This window comes from Pelagerythrobacter marinus (assembly GCF_034375205.1).
Taxonomy (GTDB): domain Bacteria; phylum Pseudomonadota; class Alphaproteobacteria; order Sphingomonadales; family Sphingomonadaceae; genus Pelagerythrobacter; species Pelagerythrobacter marinus.
In genome coordinates this window covers 223,276-241,118 of record NZ_CP139719.1, presented here as the reverse complement: position 1 = coordinate 241,118, position 17,843 = coordinate 223,276, and the positions used below count along the sequence as shown (strand labels likewise).

Genomic DNA, 17,843 nt, shown 5'->3' with positions numbered 1-17,843 from the left:
ATGGCTTGCCAACAAATCTGCTGGCAAATCGCCCTAAGCGGAAAATGAACAGGGATTTCAATATCATGGCAAAGAAGGTGTGGAAGAGCGAGACAACCGACAAACGGGTGGCAACCCGCTTGAAGGAGGTCGAGACGGTCGAGATCAAGGACTATGTGCGCGATACCGACCTGCATGGGCTCGCGCGGAACAAGGCGTATCGCGTCGACGGCGTCCATGTTTATGCGGACATTCTCAACTTGGGCGAGATGCTGCAGTCGACCGAGGTCGAGGGCGAGACGTGCCACAAGCGGACCCTTCGCTTTCTCAACCTTCATTATCGCGCCGTCTACCGGATCATCGCCGGGGTGGATGCGATTCAGGTCGATTTTCACAATCAACGGCTGCATCTGGTGGTCGCCAAGCCGTATGGCGACGAAGCCGCGCGCGTGCACAAGGCGGTGGCGATCGGCCAGCTGATTATGGATGTCCTGGCAAAGACCGGCGAGGATGGTGACGACAAAATTCCATCGGCAAAGGTCAGGGTCGGCATTGACACAGGCCTGGCCCTGGCGGTTCGGAACGGCCGGCGTGGCAGTTCCGAGCCGCTCTTCCTGGGCGTACCGGCAAACCATGCCGCCAAGCGCGCCGGGGGCGGAACCAACACCGGCATCTATCTGTCCAACGAAGCGCGCGGCGCCATCGACTTGGATGCGGTGGATGACGAAGATATCAGCGCGCTGACCCCAGCCGAGGTGGGCGATAGCCAGGAAGAAGCGGCGCTCGCCGTGACCGCGGATGGTATCGTCCGGGATTGGAAAAAGGACCTCGAAGCCAATCCGATCGGCAAGTTTTCGTTTAGCGGGCATACCCCGCCGTTCGCCGATCTCGATCTGGAGGTGCTGACGCCTGGCAATTCGCGCCGCAACGACGCGATCTCGGTTTATGCGGACATCGACGGCTTCACCGCTTATGTTGCCAACCATATCGACGACGACGATGATGCAATGGACGTCGTGCGAGCACTGCATGTGCTGCGCGCTGAACTCGACGCCGTGCTCACCGAAGATTTCGGCGGGCGGAAAATCCGGTTTATCGGCGACTGTGTCCACGGCGTCATCGGTGAAGGCACCGCGCAGACTGCCGACACCGAAGCAAGCGCGAGCACCGCAATCCTGTGCGCGGGCGGACTGCGCAGCGGCTTCGTCCGCGCTTTGGAGTTGCTTGAGGACGAGGGCGTCGACGTTGCCGGTCTCGGGATCGCAATCGGATTTGATGCCGGCCCCGTCGCACTGACGCGCCTGGGCATGAAGGGGTCGATGATCCGCTGCGCGACGGGGCGAGCCATCCTGGCTTCGGAGCACGAACAGCGTCGATGCGCCGGGGATGAGACCGCGGTCGGGGCGGTCGCGTATGGATGGTGTTCCAACGCTGGACAGAAGATTTTCGGATCCAGCCGGAAGCGCTCAGGCCTGACCTATGACGTGGCGCTTGAGGAACTCGCCGACGAAGGGGATACGACGGCTGCGGCCGCCAAGGTCGCGAAGGCCGCGATGGCGATGACGCTTCTGGAGCCGATCATTGCCGCGCCGGCCGCTGCAGCGCCGAGCGCATTCCGCTTTCCGAATCGCGATGCCACGCCGACCAAGCCAGCAGGCTTCGCCTGATGTGGTATATGCGTGATCTGGGCCGCCTGGCATCCGAACAGGCAGCCCTTGCCGACCTTGAGAGGCGTGAGGCTTGGTTCACCGTCGCCAGCATCTATTTCGACGATCAGGTCCGGCTCTGCTTCGATGCCGAGATCGAGATCGGCCCGAAGCGCTATCCGATCCGGCTGACATATCCGCAGACATTTCCTTACACCCCGATCTCGGTTCTTCCCCAATCTCCCGAACGATGGTCGGAGCACCAATGGGGACGCGGCGAACTATGTCTCGAATGGGGCCCGGACAATTGGACGCCCGACATCACGGGTGCCCAGATGGTCGAGAGCGCTTACCGGCTTTTGCACGGTGAAACGCCGAATGATGTCGAAGCGCATCCGGTCCTGCCATCGCGCCACGTCGAAAGCCTGGGTCAGCAACTGCGCGCCTCGGCCGTGGGCTTTGTCCTGACCCGGGCGCTTGCGAGCAAGCTCGATGCAACGCCAGGCCCGCAACTGCTGCCGATGGACTTCTTCATGCGCTCGACGACGCACGTAGTGATCCCGCTGACAGTCGGCGATGAGGACCCTGTTTGGCGTGACCCGACGGTCCCGGAAGCCCTGAAGGCATCTAGCCTGACCCTGAAGGGGCATGTCGCCATTCTACCAGCCGGAATGCCGATTCCTGCGCTGGGAACTGCTTCTGGGTTAAAGAAGGCTCTTGCCGAAGCGGGCTGCAGCTATCCCGAGGGCTATGTCTCCGACGTGCTGGATATGTGCCTGGTGCACGCAGATGGCGTCGCCCGTCTGTTCTGGGTGAAGGACGGGGCCGACACCGTCACAGAATTTAAATGCCTTCCCGAGGGCGGCGGCGTTCGCATGGAGCCATCTCGCGCGGCCCTTGGGACCATGACCGTGGGTCTTGTCGGGTGCGGCTCGGCTGGCGGCAAGATCGCGACCAGCCTGGCCCGCAGCGGCGTCGGCAATTTCCTGTTTGTCGATGACGATGTGATGCTTCCCGAAAATCTTGTTCGGCACGATCTCGACTGGGACGCGGTCGGCGATCACAAGGCTGAGGGGCTGAAGCGCCGGATCGAGATGATCGTGCCGGCCGCCAAGTGCACCGTGCGCCGTCAGCAGCTCGCCGGACAGGAGAGCAGCGGCAGTATCGACGGCGTGCTGGCGCTTTTGCAGACCTGTGACCTGATCATCGACGCGACCGCCAATGCGCGCGTGTTTAACTTGCTCGGGTCGGTTGTCGCCGCAGCCCGGAAGCCGCTCCTGTGGCTGGAGATTTATGGTGGCGGGTTCGGCGGAATGATCGCCCGGTCGCGGCCCGGTCTCGATCCTGCGCCGCAGATCGCGCGAGCGCGGATCGAAGCGGTGTGCTTGGAGAAGAACGTCGTCGCGCCGCGTGCAACCGCGGGGTACGGGATCGACGCTTTGAGTGGCCCGATGATCGCCGATGATGCCGACGTTGCCGTGATCGCAGCGCACGCCACGCGATTCGCTATCGACACACTCCTGTCGCCTGGCGAGTCGGCTTTTCCCGTCTCTGCCTATCTACTCGGGCTGAAGGCGGAATGGCTCTTCTTACAGCCGTTCCACACCTTTCCGGTAGACCTCGGCCAACCGGAGCCGGAAGTCACGCCGGCAATGGATCCAAACGGCTTGGCCACCGTGCAGCGCCTGATCAAGGAACGTCATGATCGTAACGCTGCCGCCTGATCTCATCGCGAAGTTCGAAAAAGCGCTGTCGCGCGCCGGCACCCGTGAAATTGGCGGTGTGCTTGTGGGCGAGCACGTCGCAGACGAAGAATTCCGCGTGGTCGATCTGTCGGTTCAGCGTTCGGGCGGAACCGAGAGCTGCTTCGTTCGCCATCCCAAGAAACATCGTCGCTTCATGCGGAGCTTCTTCCGCCGAACCGGCGCCGACTATGCGCGCTTCAACTATCTGGGCGAGTGGCATTCCCATCCCCTATACCTGCCGGTTCCGAGCACCACCGATCTGGCGCAGATGCAGCTGATCGTAGAAGACGGCTCCGACGCGCCGTTGTTCGCGGTCCTGCTCATCATCCGCCTCGACGGCGGCGAGCGTATCGAACTTGGCGCAACGGCCTTCACGCCAGGATCGGCGCCGACGCGGGTCGAGATCCGCGTTGAGCCGAGGCCGGCCGATGATCCGACCCTTTCCGGCAAGCCCACCCTATGGTCTTGGAAGCGGTCAGGCTGGTGGCGCAGGAAAGACATCAACAGGAGGAACGATTGAGCTTGAAGAAACGATATGAGGATCGCGCGGTGTTGATCGACGCGCTGCTCGGCCAGAAGATTATTCGCGGCAACGAGACGATCGCTGCGGCCTTTGCCGATGCCGGCGATTTGGTCGAATTCGCCGCGGGCAAGAATATCATCGAGCAAGGTGACAGCGATCGGTCGGTACATTTTCTGCTGTCCGGCCGAGGCCTAATCATCATCAACGGGGTGCGCCTCTATCACCGCGAGCCACCCTGCACCATCGGCGAGATGTCGGCCATAAATCCCAGCATCGGCCGATCCGCGTCCATCGAAGCGGTCGAGGACGTGGTCACGTTGAAAGTTGGCTATGAGAAGTTTGCCGAGGTCGGCGAAGCGCATCCCGAGATGTGGCGCCTCGTCGCCCGGGACCTTGCTGGGCGGCTCGAACAGAGGAATCGCTTCGTAAACCGTGCCAATATACGCCCCCGGGTGTTCATGATCTGCTCTGCGGAGGCGCTACCGATCGCAAAGTCCATTCGCGTAGGGCTTTCCCACGATGCGGACATTGAGATCTGGAGCGACGATATGATCTTTCCGGCCGGCGGGTATCCGATCGAAGCCCTAGAGGAGCAGGTCAACATTGCAGACTTCGGCGTTGCGCTCTGCGAGCCCGATGATCTCGTCACAGCTCGCGGCAAGACATCGGCGGTCCCGCGCGACAACGTCATCTTCGAGCTCGGCTTTTTCATGTCCCGCCTTGGCCGCCATCGCACTCTGTTGCTGGTGCCGCAACGCACCGATGTGACACTGCCGTCCGACTTCAAGGGTCTGACGCCGCTTCCCTATGCAACTGCTGACAAAGCCAGTGCTCGGGCTGTGGCGCTCGGCCCCGTGATCGATCGGATCAGTGCCATCATCGAGGAAATGGGTGTTCGCGCTTCGCTAATCGAGAAAAATTAGAACAGCCAGGTCAATCGCCGGTCATTGGGCTGCGCCAGCCCGGTTACCATTTGAAGGACGTCGATAACTAAATGCATTTTCCTCGAGGATCGATGTTTCGTTGGAATTGGGGGCTAGTCCCTACCGATGGCGACGTTGTTCCATTCAGCCGACTCAAGGCCGGTAGCGGTGGGGCGGGGAGAAAGCTTCGCAAACATCACTATTTGTCGATCACCTATATGGCGGGTTTCACAGGCCCGGACGGCCGAGTCTGGGCTTACTTTGACGACAAACCTGATGACCCGCAGCCATCACAGCCTGGCTCGATCGCGTATCGCAAACTATATTATTCGCTCCCATCCAAGGATGGCGGACGTGATGACACGTCTTGGGAAGATCATTGGAATCGTGTGGAGACTGTGTGGCCTATCACTGTCGCCGCCGCGCGTGCGAAGCGCCTTTCGCCGGCTATTTCCTTCAATCTACTTGGGATGGTTGCGATCCTAATGGCGCGTGTGCCGGCGGCGCGTGAACGACATGAATATCTGCTGGCACAAAAGATGCGCGCGGAGATCCAGACTTTAGAAGCGGTCGGGGCGCTGCCCGCGGATCTGGCGGAATATGCTGGGAAGCTCGACCACGTCCCCGTTGGCATCAATCCCGAGCAGAGCCTAGCCAATATGCCCCAGGACATTATGGGTAGCGGCGATTTGGCCTTCCGGATGGGCTTTGAGGTCCTCCACAACAAGACCGACTTGCCGTTCCTGACTACCGACAATCCAGTTTGCTTCTACGATCCCGACCAACCAGTTCATGCTCGCATACCCTACCCCGAGGATGGAGAGATCGAGCTCATTTTCCCAATCGATGCAGGTATGGTGCTACGCGGATCGACGCGCCTTCGTCCGGTAAACAGCGTTATGCGGCACCGTGTGCTGAGCGACAAGGCGAAGGTTCGCAAGATCAACAGGACGGTCGCTCAGTTCGGCTATCGGCTCTATATTGCTCGGGACCGCTCTTGCGACGACCTGGTGCGGCATTACGCCGCGACCGTGCCCACGGTGCATGTCGATGTAGAGTTCGAGCCTGGTCATCTGCGAATGATTTGGCGGCATCTATTTGGGAAACGGCCCATTCTGTCGCCCTATGTTGATACCCCAGAGAAGGCTGCGCGATTGACAGAGACTATGGAGCAAGATGGATTCTTTAATTAGCTCCCTCCCTTGTGCGCCCGTAGTCGATACTTGCCACCCGGAACTTGTTCACCCGCTTTCGGTCCTTTCTGAGCCGTATGCCGAGCATCTCGTTTACACCGAGAGGGCCAGTGTCTCGGATGTCTGCTTCCTTGTTTCTCGAGCTGAAAGCTGCCTTGCAGCTACCGACCCAGTTGCCACAATTTCTGGCGGTTGAATGAACGGCAGCTACCGACGGACGATTTCGGGGCTGCGAACGGCGGCTCTGGCGGCGGCTGCAGATACGCTGCCTCAGCACTAAGAATGTCAGGATTCAGGAGTATTGGGACGAACGCCGCACTAGGAGAATACGAAAAGGCGGTCCGTCCCGATTGGGACGGACCGCCCGCCGAGTGACCTGGACCTGTCAGGAGGGGTCAGGCAGCCTGCTCGGCTATCTCATCAGCTGTAACATTGCTGACCGGCTCATCCGCTTCGGCGTCAACCGGTTCGACCTCTTCGGCACCGGCGAAACGCATGATCGAAGGCACCCAGGCCTGCGCCCGTTCCTTGATATGTTCCTCGCCGATGAAGTTGCCCGAGAAGATGCGTTCGGCAGCGCTTGCCAATTCGGACTTCTTGGAGGCGGCATAGCGACTGACCAGTTCGGGACCGCCGGCGGCATCGAGCGCTTCAAGCGTGCGGGCCTTGGCCACACGATCGAAGTAATTCGTCGCCGTGGGACGCCACCAATGCGCGGTCTCGATTTCGAGAAGTGAGCCGAGCGCCTCGTGCAGCGGCACCGAGCGTTCGCCTTCGCAGGCGAGACTGGCGACAAGCGTGCGCGAGACGACATGACCAAGCCAAGCCGAGCGCGCCTCGTCGGAGAGCGCCCGGAACCTCGCAAACCGTTCGACGTCGGTCTCGCCGACACGCCAGCTTTCATCGAGCGACCCGGCGAACTCGGCAAGGGCAGCACTTGCCGGTGCGTCCTTGGCTTCGAACCCGGTGACGGGGCCGGACGCGACAGAGCCGACCAGCGTCGATGCCTTCTTGGCCCGCCAGTCATGTCCATCAGCATCAGCGAGCGTGAAGACCATGAAGTCGAGCGCCAGTGCCGGATCGTTGGCGAGATGGATCGCCAGGATGTCGCGGCGCTGCATTGCAAGCTCGTCGAGCAGGCGCTGTGAGAGCGCGCTCCCCTTGGGCTTCGCCGTTCCACCTTCCTCGATGGCCTCGACCACACCTTCGTCAGCGATGACTTCGGTCTCGGTATAGAACTGCGGGACCAGTGTCGGTTCGCCATTGCGCGAGAGGACGAGGAAAGCACCAGCCTCGGATTTTAGTTCGTCGGCAAGCACAGGGGGACGATCATTGAGCGCGCGCATGGCCCGGTCGACAACGACGAGTTCCTGCTCGGCTTTGGCGATCTCCTCCTCGTCGCTGTCCTCGTCTTCGAGCACGGCAGCGACGCGGTCGTAGTCGGCCTCGAGCTCGCCGAGCTCCTGCGCTTCCTGCTCGGTCATCGGCGCAGGCTCGCAGGGCAAGCGACCGAGACCTTCTACAAGGTCATGGCTGACATAGGTGCCAAGGGTCGGGCGCACCCAGGCAAGGCCATATTCGAGTGCGGTCTTTTGTGCCGCCTCTTCCATGGCCTTGTGCGCGAGGTCTTCGAGCAGCGCGACATCGATCCAGCTTTCGCTGGCATCATCGTCGAACAGTTCGCGCTCGATCCGGCCGCCTGCGGCGAGGTAGGCATCGCGTCCGACGAGCACGGCACGCGGATCGGAACCGCGCACCGTGGCATCAAGCACCATGCGGCGGATGGTGTCAGGGGTGACCTGGTACCAGGCGTCCTGCAGCTCGGCATAAACATGCGCCTGGCGCTCGATGTCGGAGATCGCGCCGTAGGCCTTGGCCATGTCGAGCGTGATCGTACCCTCAGCGAGTGCTTCGAAGACGCAGGGTGCCAGACTTGCCAAACGCAGGCGCCCTTCGACGAAACGGACGGTGAGGCCGAAGCGGCGCGCCACGTCTTCGGTGGTAGCGCCCGCCTCGATGATCGCCGCGAAGGCCTGCGCCTCGTCGGCGGGGTTCATCGCGAGACGCTGGAAGTTCTCGGCAAGGCTGGCCTCACGCACTTCGCTTTCCTCGCCTTCGATGACGAGGCAGGTGACCTCATGGCTTTCGGACAAGGGGCCCTCTTCGGCCAGTGCCTGCAGCGCGGCGAGACGCCGGCCGCCGGCCTCGACCTCGAACTTGCCGCGCTTTCCTTTGCGCACGACGAGGTTCTGCAGCAGACCGCGCGCACCAATGTCTGCCCGCAGCTGGAGGTCAGCCAGCACATCGCTCGACTTGCGAACGTTGCGCGGGCTCGGGACGAGCTTCTTCAAGGGAATCGACTGGATCATGGGTGTTCTCCTGATGGAATGAAGGCGCAGGTGAGGATCACGAGGCCCACAAGCCCAAAGGGCTCCCTCCACTCTCTTCAATGGCTGTGGCGACCATCTATACGACCGGGATGGGGCGATCAGGGATCGGCTGAGATCCGTCCATGAGAGCAGTTGTTCTCGATGCGCGAACTCATCCGCAGGCCAGTCAGCACCGGGCACAGGCAGATTAGTCGCCCGGACTTAAGGAAGGACGTGATCAGGCTCTGACGCTACGCGACACGGGAACTTGTCGATTCATTCAGTCACACGGAGGGGAGGAGAGGAAGGGAAACTAGGGCGCAATCGGAGGCAGCGCTCAGATTCATTCGGACCCTGACCTCTTTGGCGGAGCCTATGCCTGTCCGCTGCTGAGCAAGCGCTCTTCGAGAAGCGTCCGAAAATCCCGACGCGCATCAGCAATTACGAACACGGTCACCTGACCGGGTGCTGGCTCAGGCTGATACCCGTAGATGATGCGGAACGGAAAGCGCGACAATTGCCGAAAGTCGGTGATCCCGAGAGCCTCAAGTTCCGGTGGAACCGGTCCTTTCTCAGGATTGTTCACAAGGGAGCCGATAGACGCGACAAGGTCATCGAGCAGTGCGTCCGCACCATCGTCGCCATCCGGCCCGCGCTGCGTCAGGCGGCGCTGCCAGATACCCACCAGATCGCGCTCCGCACCGGAGGTGATCTCGATCGCTACAGCGGCCGCCATCATTCAGTTTGACTTACCTCGTACGCGATCCGCGAGGCCTGCCACCGGGCGGGTCCGACCGGCGGCAACATCGGCCTGTCCGAGCGCCAGAAGTTTAAGCAGAGCGAGCGTTTCTTGTGCGCGCTCGTAGCTGGCGACATCCTGCAGAACTGCCTTGGCTTCGCCATTCTGCGTGATGACCATTGGCCCGGCGCCATCTCCAATCTCCCGGATAATTTCTGCACTGTGGGCCTTCAGATAGCTGATCGGTTTGATGCGCTGGTCCAGTTTCATAGAACACCTTAGGACTGAATTTGGTCTCCATATAGACCCGATTTGGGCAAATGAGAAGTTCAAGACTTGATTGCGATGCTTTGGAGGGTCTCGCTTGCTCTCGGCGTCGGGACAAACAGCCGCGTGCGGTAGCGAATGATCTCGGTGAAGCAGCCCTTGTTCTTGTACCAGTCGAGGCGATCCGGCGAGAATCCGGTCAGTTCAAGGCGCTGTTCGCCGCCAACCAGCGAACGCTTCACTGTGAGTGGATCGTGGCTTGCGAGGCCCAACGGTTTGCCGCTGGCGAGGACGAGATCGCCGATCTGGTCCGGCGCCGGACCGGTAACTCCGGAGAGGCCAAAGGTCTCAGCGATCGCAGCGAGATCGATATCGAGCACTTCGCGGCCGATGATCGACTGACCGTCCTCGGCAACGAGCCGGGTGACGCGGACATGATCGCCCGGCAGACGTTTCCACACCGGGAGCAGCAGCCCGGTGGCGAGATGCACGCGCTCGGTCACCGGTGACTTGGCCGCTCGCTCTTCCTCGGCACGCCAGGCCCTCGTGAATGCGGTGACGCCAATTTCTTCCCAGTGGCTTTCAGCGAGTGCCTCGATTGTCCAGTTCGCGGAGTTGAGCGGGCGCAGAAGGCGTCGGCGTTCGATCACGGCCCCGTCGTCGGTGATGAGACGGCGGGTCGGAACCGACAGCGCGACCTTGCCCGAGCGCGCATTGCGCATCGGGATCGCGTGCGAACTGCCAATCTCGTGCATCCGCACCAGGCGCTTCAATCGCAGAGGCCGAAGGTGCCTCGTCACTTCGAGCGAGACGAGACGGGTCTCGGCACCGATCACAGGGTCTGTGCGCAGGAGTTCATCGGCGAGCACCGTGAAGCGATCGACCCTCACGGTTTCCAGTCCCTGATCAAGCGTTCCGGCTTCACGCGCAGCTTCGATCCGCGCTTCGACGAGACCAAGGTATTCGTCGAATATGGCGTTCTGGAGCGCGATCGGCAGCGCGAGAATGCGGTTGAGCCAGCGTTGGATCGTGGGGAGATTATCGGTCAATCCGCCATCGGGGCTTTCAAGTCGGAGGCCGGTCCGCTCGACGAAATTGGCGAAGCTCGTGGCCTCGAGCTTGCCGTCATAGAGCAGCTGGAACCAGCGGCTGAGCGCTTCGCGCGCGTAGTCGCTTTCGAGATTGTCGGCCGGGTCGAACAGGTTCTGTCCGCCGGTCTGGCGCTGGCCGCGCGTCAGCGCGCCCAATGCGTCGAGCCTTCGCGCAATGGTCGAGATGAACCGGCGCTCGCCCTTCACGTCGGTGGTTACCGGCCGGAACAGCGGGGCCGAGGCCTGGTTGGTGCGGTTGGTACGGCCGAGACCCTGGATGGCGTTGTCGGCGCGCCAGCCCGGCTCGAGCAGAAAATGGACCCGGCGCTGCTGGTTCCGGCAGCCAAGGTCGGCATGGTAGGATCGCCCCGTGCCGCCCGCATCCGAGAAGACCAGGATACGTTTGGTCCCTTCCATGAAGCTCTGCGCTTCGGCGACATTGGCACTGGGACTACGCCGTTCGAGACGTTGTTGACCATCGCGGCCCGATACCAGCCTGCGGGTCCGGCCCGTAACCTCGGCGACGGCCTCGGTCCCGAAATGCTCGATGATCGCGTCTAGCGCAGTGGCGATGGGCGGCAGCGCACAGAGCTGCTCGATCAGCGCGTCGCGCGCGGCGATGGCGCGCGGGCAGAAAACGGGATTGCCCTCCTCGTCACTCATCGCCTCGGAGCGAAGATTGCCATCGTCGTCGGCGAAGACCTGCATCAATCGCACCGGAAAGCTCTTGGCGAGGTAGTCGATGACATACTCGCGCGGGGACAGATCGATATCGAGCGCTTCGCGTTCTTCCACGCTAAGGTCGGCAAGGCGCCGGTCGAGCATGGCCTCGGCGGTCGAGACCAGCTGCACGACAACCGAATGATCTTCGCCAAGCGCCGCGTCCATCGCGGGGATGAGGCTCGGCAGTTTCATCGAGAGCAGGAGCTGGGCAAAGAAGCGCTGCTTGGTGCCTTCGAAAATCGACAGCGCCGCAGCCTTGGCGTTCCGATTGAGCGTATCGCCGCTGTCCTCGTCGACCACGCGGGTTGCTTCGAGCGCAGCTTCGAGGTTGCGGTGAATGATTGCCCAAGCATCGGCATAGGCATCGTAGATCCGCACCTGTGCTTCGGTCAGGCTGTGTTCGAGGATTTCGTGCTCGACCCCGGCGAAGGACAACGCACGGGCGAGATAGAGGCCCTGGGCCTTGAGGTCGCGGGCGACAAGCTCCATCGCCGCGACGCCGCCGGCGCGAATTTCGGTCATGAACGCTTCGTGGGTCGGAAAGGCGGTCTCGGGTCCCCAAAGGCCGAGCCGGGAGGTGTAACCGAGATTGGCGATATCCGAGGCACCTGTGGCAGACGCGTAGAGCACGCGGGCGCGCGGGAGATGGTTCTGCAGCCTGAGGCCCGCCATCCCCTGTTCGGAGCCCTTGACCTTGCCGCGGGCCGACGAGCCGCCGAGAGCATTGGCCATGGCGTGGGCTTCGTCGAAAGCGATCACGCCGTCGAAATCCTCGCCCGCCCAGGCAAGGATCTGGTCGAGCCGCGTATCCTCGGCGCGGCCCGAGCGCAGCGTCGGATAGGTGACGAAGAGAATGCCTTCGGACATCGTTACGGGCTGGCCGAGTTTCCAGCGCGAGAGCGGCTGGAGATCGAGCGGCAGCCCGCCAAGCGCTTCCCAGTCGCGGCGTGCATCTTCGAGCAGCGCCTCGTTCTTGGTGATCCAGACATGTCGGCGCTCGATTGCGAGCCAGCGATCCATGATGACCGCGGCGATCTGCCGTCCTTTGCCCGCTCCGGTTCCGTCGCCGAGGAAGAAGCCTTGGCGGTAGGAGTGTCCGTCCTCGGAGAGTTCCAGCGAGGTGCCTTCCTGGCTCACCTTGAACTGACCCGGAAGATCGCGCGCAAATGCCTGGGCAGCGTAGACCAGTGTCTCGCATTGCGCTTCGGACAGCAGGCCATCGGCCTGCCAAAATGCGGGAATGCGCGGGCAAACATCGGGCTGCGGTGCCGCGACCGAACCCATGGCGACCGATTCCACGAGCGGGGTGGGATGGACCGGAGCATCTTCGAAGGCGATGCGGCTGGGCCGGTAAGGCAGGTAGATGCCTGCCTGTTCGGGCACAGGCGCGGGGTCGGCGAGGACCGAATAGGCAAGGTCGATCGCATTCGCCGTCGCTGCTGGTGTCGCGGCGAACGGCGCCACCGGCCGCACCGGCCCGCTTTGGGCCGAAGTCTTGCCAACGAGGCGCACTGGCTTGCCGAGAGGCAGGCGATGGATGTTGGCGGAGGTCTGCACGCGTGGCGGAAGCGCAGTGATAAGCTCGTGGAGCGAGATGAGGTCGGCAGTATCTCCGGTGATCGCAGGCGAGGACGCAGTCGGCGTCTTGTCGAACACAACCAGGCGAACAGCGATCCCCGTCCCTGTCCGGCGAAACATCTGCTGCAGGCGAACATCGAGGAGCAGCGATGCTTCGTCCTGTTCCTTGGCGAAGGTGGAGGCGTCGAAGCCTTCAGGCATAATGGCGACGATCCTCGCCCGATTAGCAGCGGCCCGGATCGCACCGCGTAGGTGACGCATAGCGGTCTCACCGTCCTTGCCGCGTTCCAGGCTGTGAGCGAACGGCGGGTTCATCAGCACGGCAGACGGAACAGGGCCGCGAAGCAAGTCGGCGATCAGTTCCCCGTCATGCGCAGTGATGGTGGCCGTGGGGAAGACGTGGGCCAGACCGTCTCGTCTTGCCGGATCGATCTCGTTGAGGAGCAGCGAAGCGTTCTGGAGGCAACCCCAGAGAGCAAGGGCACCATTGCCTGCGGACGGTTCGAGGAGCGTGTCTTCCGCGCAGACAGCTGCGGCCTTCGCCATCAGACAGGCCAGCATTGGCGGGGTCGAGAACTGCTGGAGCTCGACCTGTGCTTCGCTGCGAACGTGCCGTGGCGGCAAGGCTGCTTCGAGCCAGTCGAACCGCGCTTCGGCTTCGTGTACATTCGTCGCCAGATCGATCCGTGAGGACTCTCGAAGCCAGAGTAGTGCGCCGATCTCGACCGCGCTGTTGTAGTCGTCGATGGTCCAGGCGCTTCCCCAATCCAGAACACCGGTCTCTTCGGCGAACAGCCCGGAAATGTCGGTACGGGTAAGATGACGTCCCGAAGCAAGAAGCGCGGCAACTCGGGTGCCAATGGCATAGGCCAAGGGCATGGACGGCAACTGCTCGCCGGCGGGAAACAGGTCTGATTGAAACATGGCAATTCGTCCTCCTGATGAAGGCATCGGGACACGCCCTCTGCCGGATCAGGAATTCGAGAAGCTCTCTCTCCTCTACCGCGCCGCCTTGCGGCGCAGCCATGCTGTAAGTTCATCGTTCCAGTCGGTGTCGCGTGAGGATGGTTTGCGAACGTGGATCGTCCGCCCATCGCGGGCATAAGCGGCTAGGCCACGCGACGCGGCCAGCTCGCCGCCAGCATCGTGATCGACGAAGAGGTGAAGCTCGGTCACGCTCTCAGGCACGCTGACGAGACCGAAGCGCTCATTGCCCAGGGTCGCCCAGACGGGAATGCCGGTGAGAGCATAGGCCGACATCGCGCTCTCGACCCCCTCGGCAAGGCCAAGCTTGCCGGAAACTGGAGCGAAGAGACGAACAGCAGCTTCACCGAGCGCGCCGAGCGCGCGTTTCGGCTTTTCGAAAGCGGCCTTGCCTGAAGCCTCGGTAGACAGGAACGTGCGGTGGATGGCGATCGGGCCCTCGTCGAGGCTGACTGCCGCGATCATGGCGGGCAGAAAACGGGCCCGTCCTTTCGGGCCAAGCGGCGTTCGTGGATGGAAGCGGAGCGCCGGAGATGCGGCGAGGATGCCGCGGCTTTCAAGATATGCCTTTGCCGGACTGGCACGCAGTGGCTGTGCATCGCGCCAGATCCTCAGCGCTGCCGCCGAAGGTTTGCGGGTGCTGGTCGATTCGGGCTCGTTGGTGGTCGCAGAACCTGAAAAAAGCGCCGGTGCCTCGAAACCTTCACGCGCCAATGCAGACAATACGCTCTGCTGATCGCATCCCGCAAAGCAATGGAAAAGGATAGCCTGTCGACCGAGCGACACACCGAGTGACGGCGTGCGGTCATCATGCGCAGGGCAGCAGGCCATGCCCCTTGTGCCTGACCATTTGCCCCCTCGCGATTCACAAATGCGACGGGCGGTCCCGGCAAGCGACCGGTTGGGATGAGCTTGGACAGACAGGGACATGCGAGCTCCTCAGCAAGCAAAGTGGCCCCCTCATCAGCGTTCCTCTCCTCTCCCGAAGGCAGGCATTCGCTGCTTTCCTACAGGCATATGTTCTACTTATGTTCTATATCGATTCGAATCAATGGAGCACCACTCGAGATGACCCGCCTCAATCGTCGGACCGCGATAGCGGTCGCCTGTTTGGGAATGATCGCGACCTCCTCTCAGCAAGTCCGCGCCCAGGATTTCACCTTGTTCGAACACGCGGTCGTTCCGCCGAAGACGGACCAGCAGCCGGCAAGGCAATATCTTCCTGCAATCTACCAGGCCGAGCCAGCAAACATATCCTATCGGGAAAGCCTGTATATGGCGGCGATAGCCGAGGCTGAGCGCCGTTACGGGCTTCCGACCAACCTGCTTCGTGCTCTTATCTGGGCTGAATCCCGCTTTAATCCGATGGCTGTGAGTCCAGCCGGTGCTGCCGGGCTGGCGCAGCTTATGCCGGCCACGGCGCGCGAACTGGGCGTCCGGAACCGTCATGACCCTCTTGCATCGATCGACGGTGGCGCCCGGTATCTTCGCGATATGTTGGACCGGTTCGACGCGGTCCACCTGGCCTTGGCTGGTTACAATGCGGGCCCAGGTGCCGTCTCCCGATCACGCGGCATTCCCAGCAACGGTGAAACACCGCAATATGTCCGGTCCGTGTTGGGACGTTGGCAAGCAATTGGTACGTACAATTGACGAAACTGCCTGATTTCCGGCTATTGTCTGAAATCATGTGCCGGAATGAAAACGGACAACGCTAGTGAATGAGACCCCCGGTGAGCCGTTCGATTTTCGCAAGTCGTTGAAGGCACAGAAGCGCCGGAAGCTGAGAAAGGAGATCGCGTTGGGATTGGGAGCATTCGCGATCGTATTTGCTGGAGGGATGCTGGCACTCACCTGGCCAGTCCATGATGCCAGCATTGCTAACGACGATCAGCAGCCTCAAACTTTATTCCAGCAAGCGAGCTTCCCACAATTCGACATTTGCGGATCCGTCCGGCGCACATGCGTCGTGGATGGAGATACCTTCTGGCTTGATGGCGTAAAGATCCGCATTGCTGACATCGATACACCAGAGATCAGCGAGCCTCGTTGCGATTATGAATACCAACTCGGCATGCGCGCGACGCATCGCCTTGTCGAATTGCTCAATGGCGGACCCTTTGAACTGAGGACCATCGGAAGCAGAGATGAGGATCAGTACGGTCGTAAACTGCGGGTCGTAACGCGCGGCGGCCGCTCGCTTGGCGATCAGTTGGTCAGCGAAGGGCTGGCGCGGACCTGGACCGGGCGACGTGAACCATGGTGCTGAACCGCGATCAAGAATTGTGGGCCGTTGCACTTTGGGTCGAAAAGAACCATGGCGAAGAGGGAGCCGCGTTTATCGCAAAGCAGATCCAGCGACTTTCCAACGAAGGGGACGAGGCAGGCATAGCAACGTGGAAGACTGTTGCTGAACGGTTCGATCAGCTTAGCTGCCAAAGCTCTGCGAACTGAGGCTCAGCACGATGCGGAAGTGGCTTAAAGTCTGGGGCATCAGAATTGAGTTCGCCTTGCTCGCGTCAGTGTCCCTGATAGGGCTCGTCCTGAGCCTTCAATCCTGCACTGGCTGAGAAGAAATTCGTTCTTCCGATCAACCATTCGCAAACTTTCCCATGATGACCTTTCCTCCTGTCCGGAGCTCATCGAGGTAGTCGCTCCACCATTGAGCCATGCGCACGCGCTCTTCCCAATGTTTGCCGCGATGGTAGATGCCACGCACAACATTGCTGTCGCCATGTGCCAGGGCACGCTCGATCGCATCGGGATTCCAAAGGCCCGACTCGTTCAGGAATGTCGATGCTGTCGCCCGGAGTCCATGCGCGGTGACTTCTTCCTTCGAATATCCCATGCGACGAAATGCGGCATTGAGCGTGTTTTCACTCATGGGACGCTTGGAGCTGCGCGCAGACGGGAAGACATATCCTTCGCGGCCGAGCATCTCGGCCAGGTCTGTGAGATAACCTCTAACTTGCTTGGACAGCGGGACGGCATGCGCTCGGCGCGCTTTCATTTTACCGGCAGGGATCTTCCAGACCCCATCGACCAGGTCGATCTCATGCCATTCGGCGTGGCGGAGTTCGCCGGGACGTACGAACACATGCGGCGCGATCTGCAAAGCAAACTTGGTCACCATGTAGCCAGTGAAGTCGTCGATTGCGCGCAGCAGCCCGCCTAGCTCGGTGGGCTCGAGGATTGCTGCATAATGCGTGGCTCTCGGCGTTACGAGAGCGCCCTTCAGCATACTGGTCGGATCGGATTTGCAGCGGGTGGTAGCGACACCGTAACGAAACACGCGGCCTGCGAACGAGCGGCATTTCTTCGCAGTCTCGTGCTTACCAGTGGCTTCCAGTCGTTTCAGAGGAGCCAGGACTTCGAACGGCTCGATCTCGTGGATGGGTCGGTTACCGATGGCAGGCGCAAGCTTGTCGAGGAAATAATTGGCCTTGACGATCGTGCCATCGGCGCGGCCATTCTGGACCATCATCTGCTCGATATATTCACGCGCGACTGCCTCGAACGTCTGTGCAGAAAGGAACTCGGCGCGGATTTTCCGCTTCCGCTTCTCAAAGGCCGGGTCGCCCCCAGAAGCAACAGCTCGTCGTGCCTCGTAGGCTGCGTCTCGGGCTTGCTTGAGGCTGATGTCAGGATAGCTGCCGATGCAGAGCTTCTTTTGCGCACCACCGATCCGGTATCGGAATCGCCAAAGCTTGCTGCCGGTCGGCGTGACCTCGACATATAGGCCGCGCTCATCGGTTACCTTGTACGGTTTGTCCTTGGGCTTGAGAGCGCGGAGGCGAGTATCTGTCAGCGGCATGTGGGGGCCTTTTCATCTGGGCCTTTGCGAAACGGCCTCAAAAGGCCCACAAAAGTGTCTGGAACCCCCGAGAACAGGCGGGACGATCCGGAACGATCCAAGGGCCAAATCCCTAGGATTTCTGCGGGTTTTATAGATTATTTGGGAGAACGTGAGAAGAACAAATGGTGCCCAGAAGAGGACTCGAACCTCCACGGGGTTGCCCCCGCCGCCACCTGAAGACGGTGCGTCTACCAATTCCGCCATCTGGGCACGGATGCGAGCGGGTC

General features: G+C 61.5%; 14 protein-coding genes and 1 tRNA gene. 8 read left to right on the top strand and 7 right to left on the bottom strand.

Features of this window, described 5'->3' with window-relative positions:
* Window positions 1–44: 44 nt before the first annotated feature.
* The 5 genes from T8T98_RS01145 to T8T98_RS01125 all read left to right on the top strand — a co-directional run bounded on the left by T8T98_RS01145 (window position 45) and on the right by T8T98_RS01125 (window position 6,009).
* Window positions 45–1,646, top strand: a complete 1,602-nt coding sequence (locus T8T98_RS01145) for an adenylate/guanylate cyclase domain-containing protein (RefSeq protein ID WP_253521875.1) — start codon at window positions 45–47, stop codon at window positions 1,644–1,646.
* Window positions 1,646–3,349 (top strand): ThiF family adenylyltransferase, encoded by a 1,704-nt coding sequence (locus T8T98_RS01140; RefSeq protein WP_322295778.1) that lies wholly within the window; start codon window positions 1,646–1,648, stop codon window positions 3,347–3,349. The genes T8T98_RS01145 and T8T98_RS01140 overlap by 1 nt, the downstream gene beginning before the upstream one ends.
* Window positions 3,327–3,890, top strand: coding sequence for a Mov34/MPN/PAD-1 family protein (locus T8T98_RS01135; RefSeq protein ID WP_253521870.1), 564 nt, complete (start codon window positions 3,327–3,329; stop codon window positions 3,888–3,890). The genes T8T98_RS01140 and T8T98_RS01135 overlap by 23 nt, the downstream gene beginning before the upstream one ends.
* Window positions 3,887–4,816, top strand: a complete 930-nt coding sequence (locus tag T8T98_RS01130; RefSeq protein ID WP_253521868.1) for a TIR domain-containing protein — start codon at window positions 3,887–3,889, stop codon at window positions 4,814–4,816. The genes T8T98_RS01135 and T8T98_RS01130 overlap by 4 nt, the downstream gene beginning before the upstream one ends.
* A 92-nt stretch (window positions 4,817–4,908) precedes the next feature.
* Window positions 4,909–6,009, top strand: a complete 1,101-nt coding sequence (locus T8T98_RS01125) for a DUF4238 domain-containing protein (protein ID WP_322295777.1) — start codon at window positions 4,909–4,911, stop codon at window positions 6,007–6,009.
* Between the two features lie 395 nt (window positions 6,010–6,404).
* Here T8T98_RS01125 and T8T98_RS01120 read toward each other — a convergent pair whose 3' ends face one another.
* The 5 genes from T8T98_RS01120 to T8T98_RS01100 all read right to left on the bottom strand — a co-directional run bounded on the left by T8T98_RS01120 (window position 6,405) and on the right by T8T98_RS01100 (window position 14,591).
* The gene (locus T8T98_RS01120; RefSeq protein ID WP_322295910.1) at window positions 6,405–8,378 is read right to left on the bottom strand and encodes a ParB/RepB/Spo0J family partition protein; all 1,974 of its coding nucleotides are present in this window, start codon (window positions 8,376–8,378) and stop codon (window positions 6,405–6,407) included.
* Between the two features lie 373 nt (window positions 8,379–8,751).
* A complete protein-coding gene (locus T8T98_RS01115) occupies window positions 8,752–9,117 on the bottom strand; it encodes a type II toxin-antitoxin system RelE/ParE family toxin (RefSeq protein WP_010240557.1) in 366 nt (121 codons plus the stop codon).
* Entirely contained in the window at window positions 9,118–9,387 is a 270-nt protein-coding gene (locus T8T98_RS01110; protein WP_010240558.1) for a type II toxin-antitoxin system Phd/YefM family antitoxin, read from the bottom strand.
* Window positions 9,388–9,446: 59 nt separating this feature from the next.
* Entirely contained in the window at window positions 9,447–13,700 is a 4,254-nt protein-coding gene (locus T8T98_RS01105) for a strawberry notch family protein (RefSeq protein WP_322295763.1), read from the bottom strand.
* A 75-nt stretch (window positions 13,701–13,775) separates the two neighbouring features.
* Entirely contained in the window at window positions 13,776–14,591 is an 816-nt protein-coding gene (locus tag T8T98_RS01100) for a DUF7146 domain-containing protein (protein ID WP_322295776.1), read from the bottom strand.
* Between the two features lie 237 nt (window positions 14,592–14,828).
* Here T8T98_RS01100 and T8T98_RS01095 point away from each other — a divergent pair, with 237 nt between their 5' ends.
* The 3 genes from T8T98_RS01095 (at window position 14,829) to T8T98_RS01085 (ending at window position 16,214) form a co-directional block, all read left to right on the top strand.
* Window positions 14,829–15,413 carry a lytic transglycosylase domain-containing protein gene (locus T8T98_RS01095; RefSeq protein WP_222828597.1) on the top strand — a complete coding sequence of 195 codons (585 nt, stop codon included), beginning with the start codon at window positions 14,829–14,831 and terminating at the stop codon, window positions 15,411–15,413.
* Window positions 15,414–15,477: 64 nt separating this feature from the next.
* Window positions 15,478–16,029: a thermonuclease family protein gene (locus T8T98_RS01090; protein ID WP_176267529.1), complete on the top strand. Its 552-nt coding sequence runs from the start codon at window positions 15,478–15,480 to the stop codon at window positions 16,027–16,029.
* Window positions 16,020–16,214 (top strand): DUF6961 family protein, encoded by a 195-nt coding sequence (locus T8T98_RS01085; protein ID WP_176267530.1) that lies wholly within the window; start codon window positions 16,020–16,022, stop codon window positions 16,212–16,214. The genes T8T98_RS01090 and T8T98_RS01085 overlap by 10 nt, the downstream gene beginning before the upstream one ends.
* A gap of 136 nt (window positions 16,215–16,350) precedes the next feature.
* On the opposite strand, the gene T8T98_RS01080 is transcribed toward T8T98_RS01085, so the two are convergent.
* On the bottom strand, window positions 16,351–17,574 hold the full coding sequence (locus T8T98_RS01080) for a tyrosine-type recombinase/integrase (RefSeq protein WP_222828596.1): 1,224 nt from the start codon (window positions 17,572–17,574) through the stop codon (window positions 16,351–16,353).
* 165 nt (window positions 17,575–17,739) lie between these two features.
* A tRNA-Leu gene (locus T8T98_RS01075) sits at window positions 17,740–17,826 on the bottom strand.
* Window positions 17,827–17,843 lie beyond the last annotated feature (17 nt).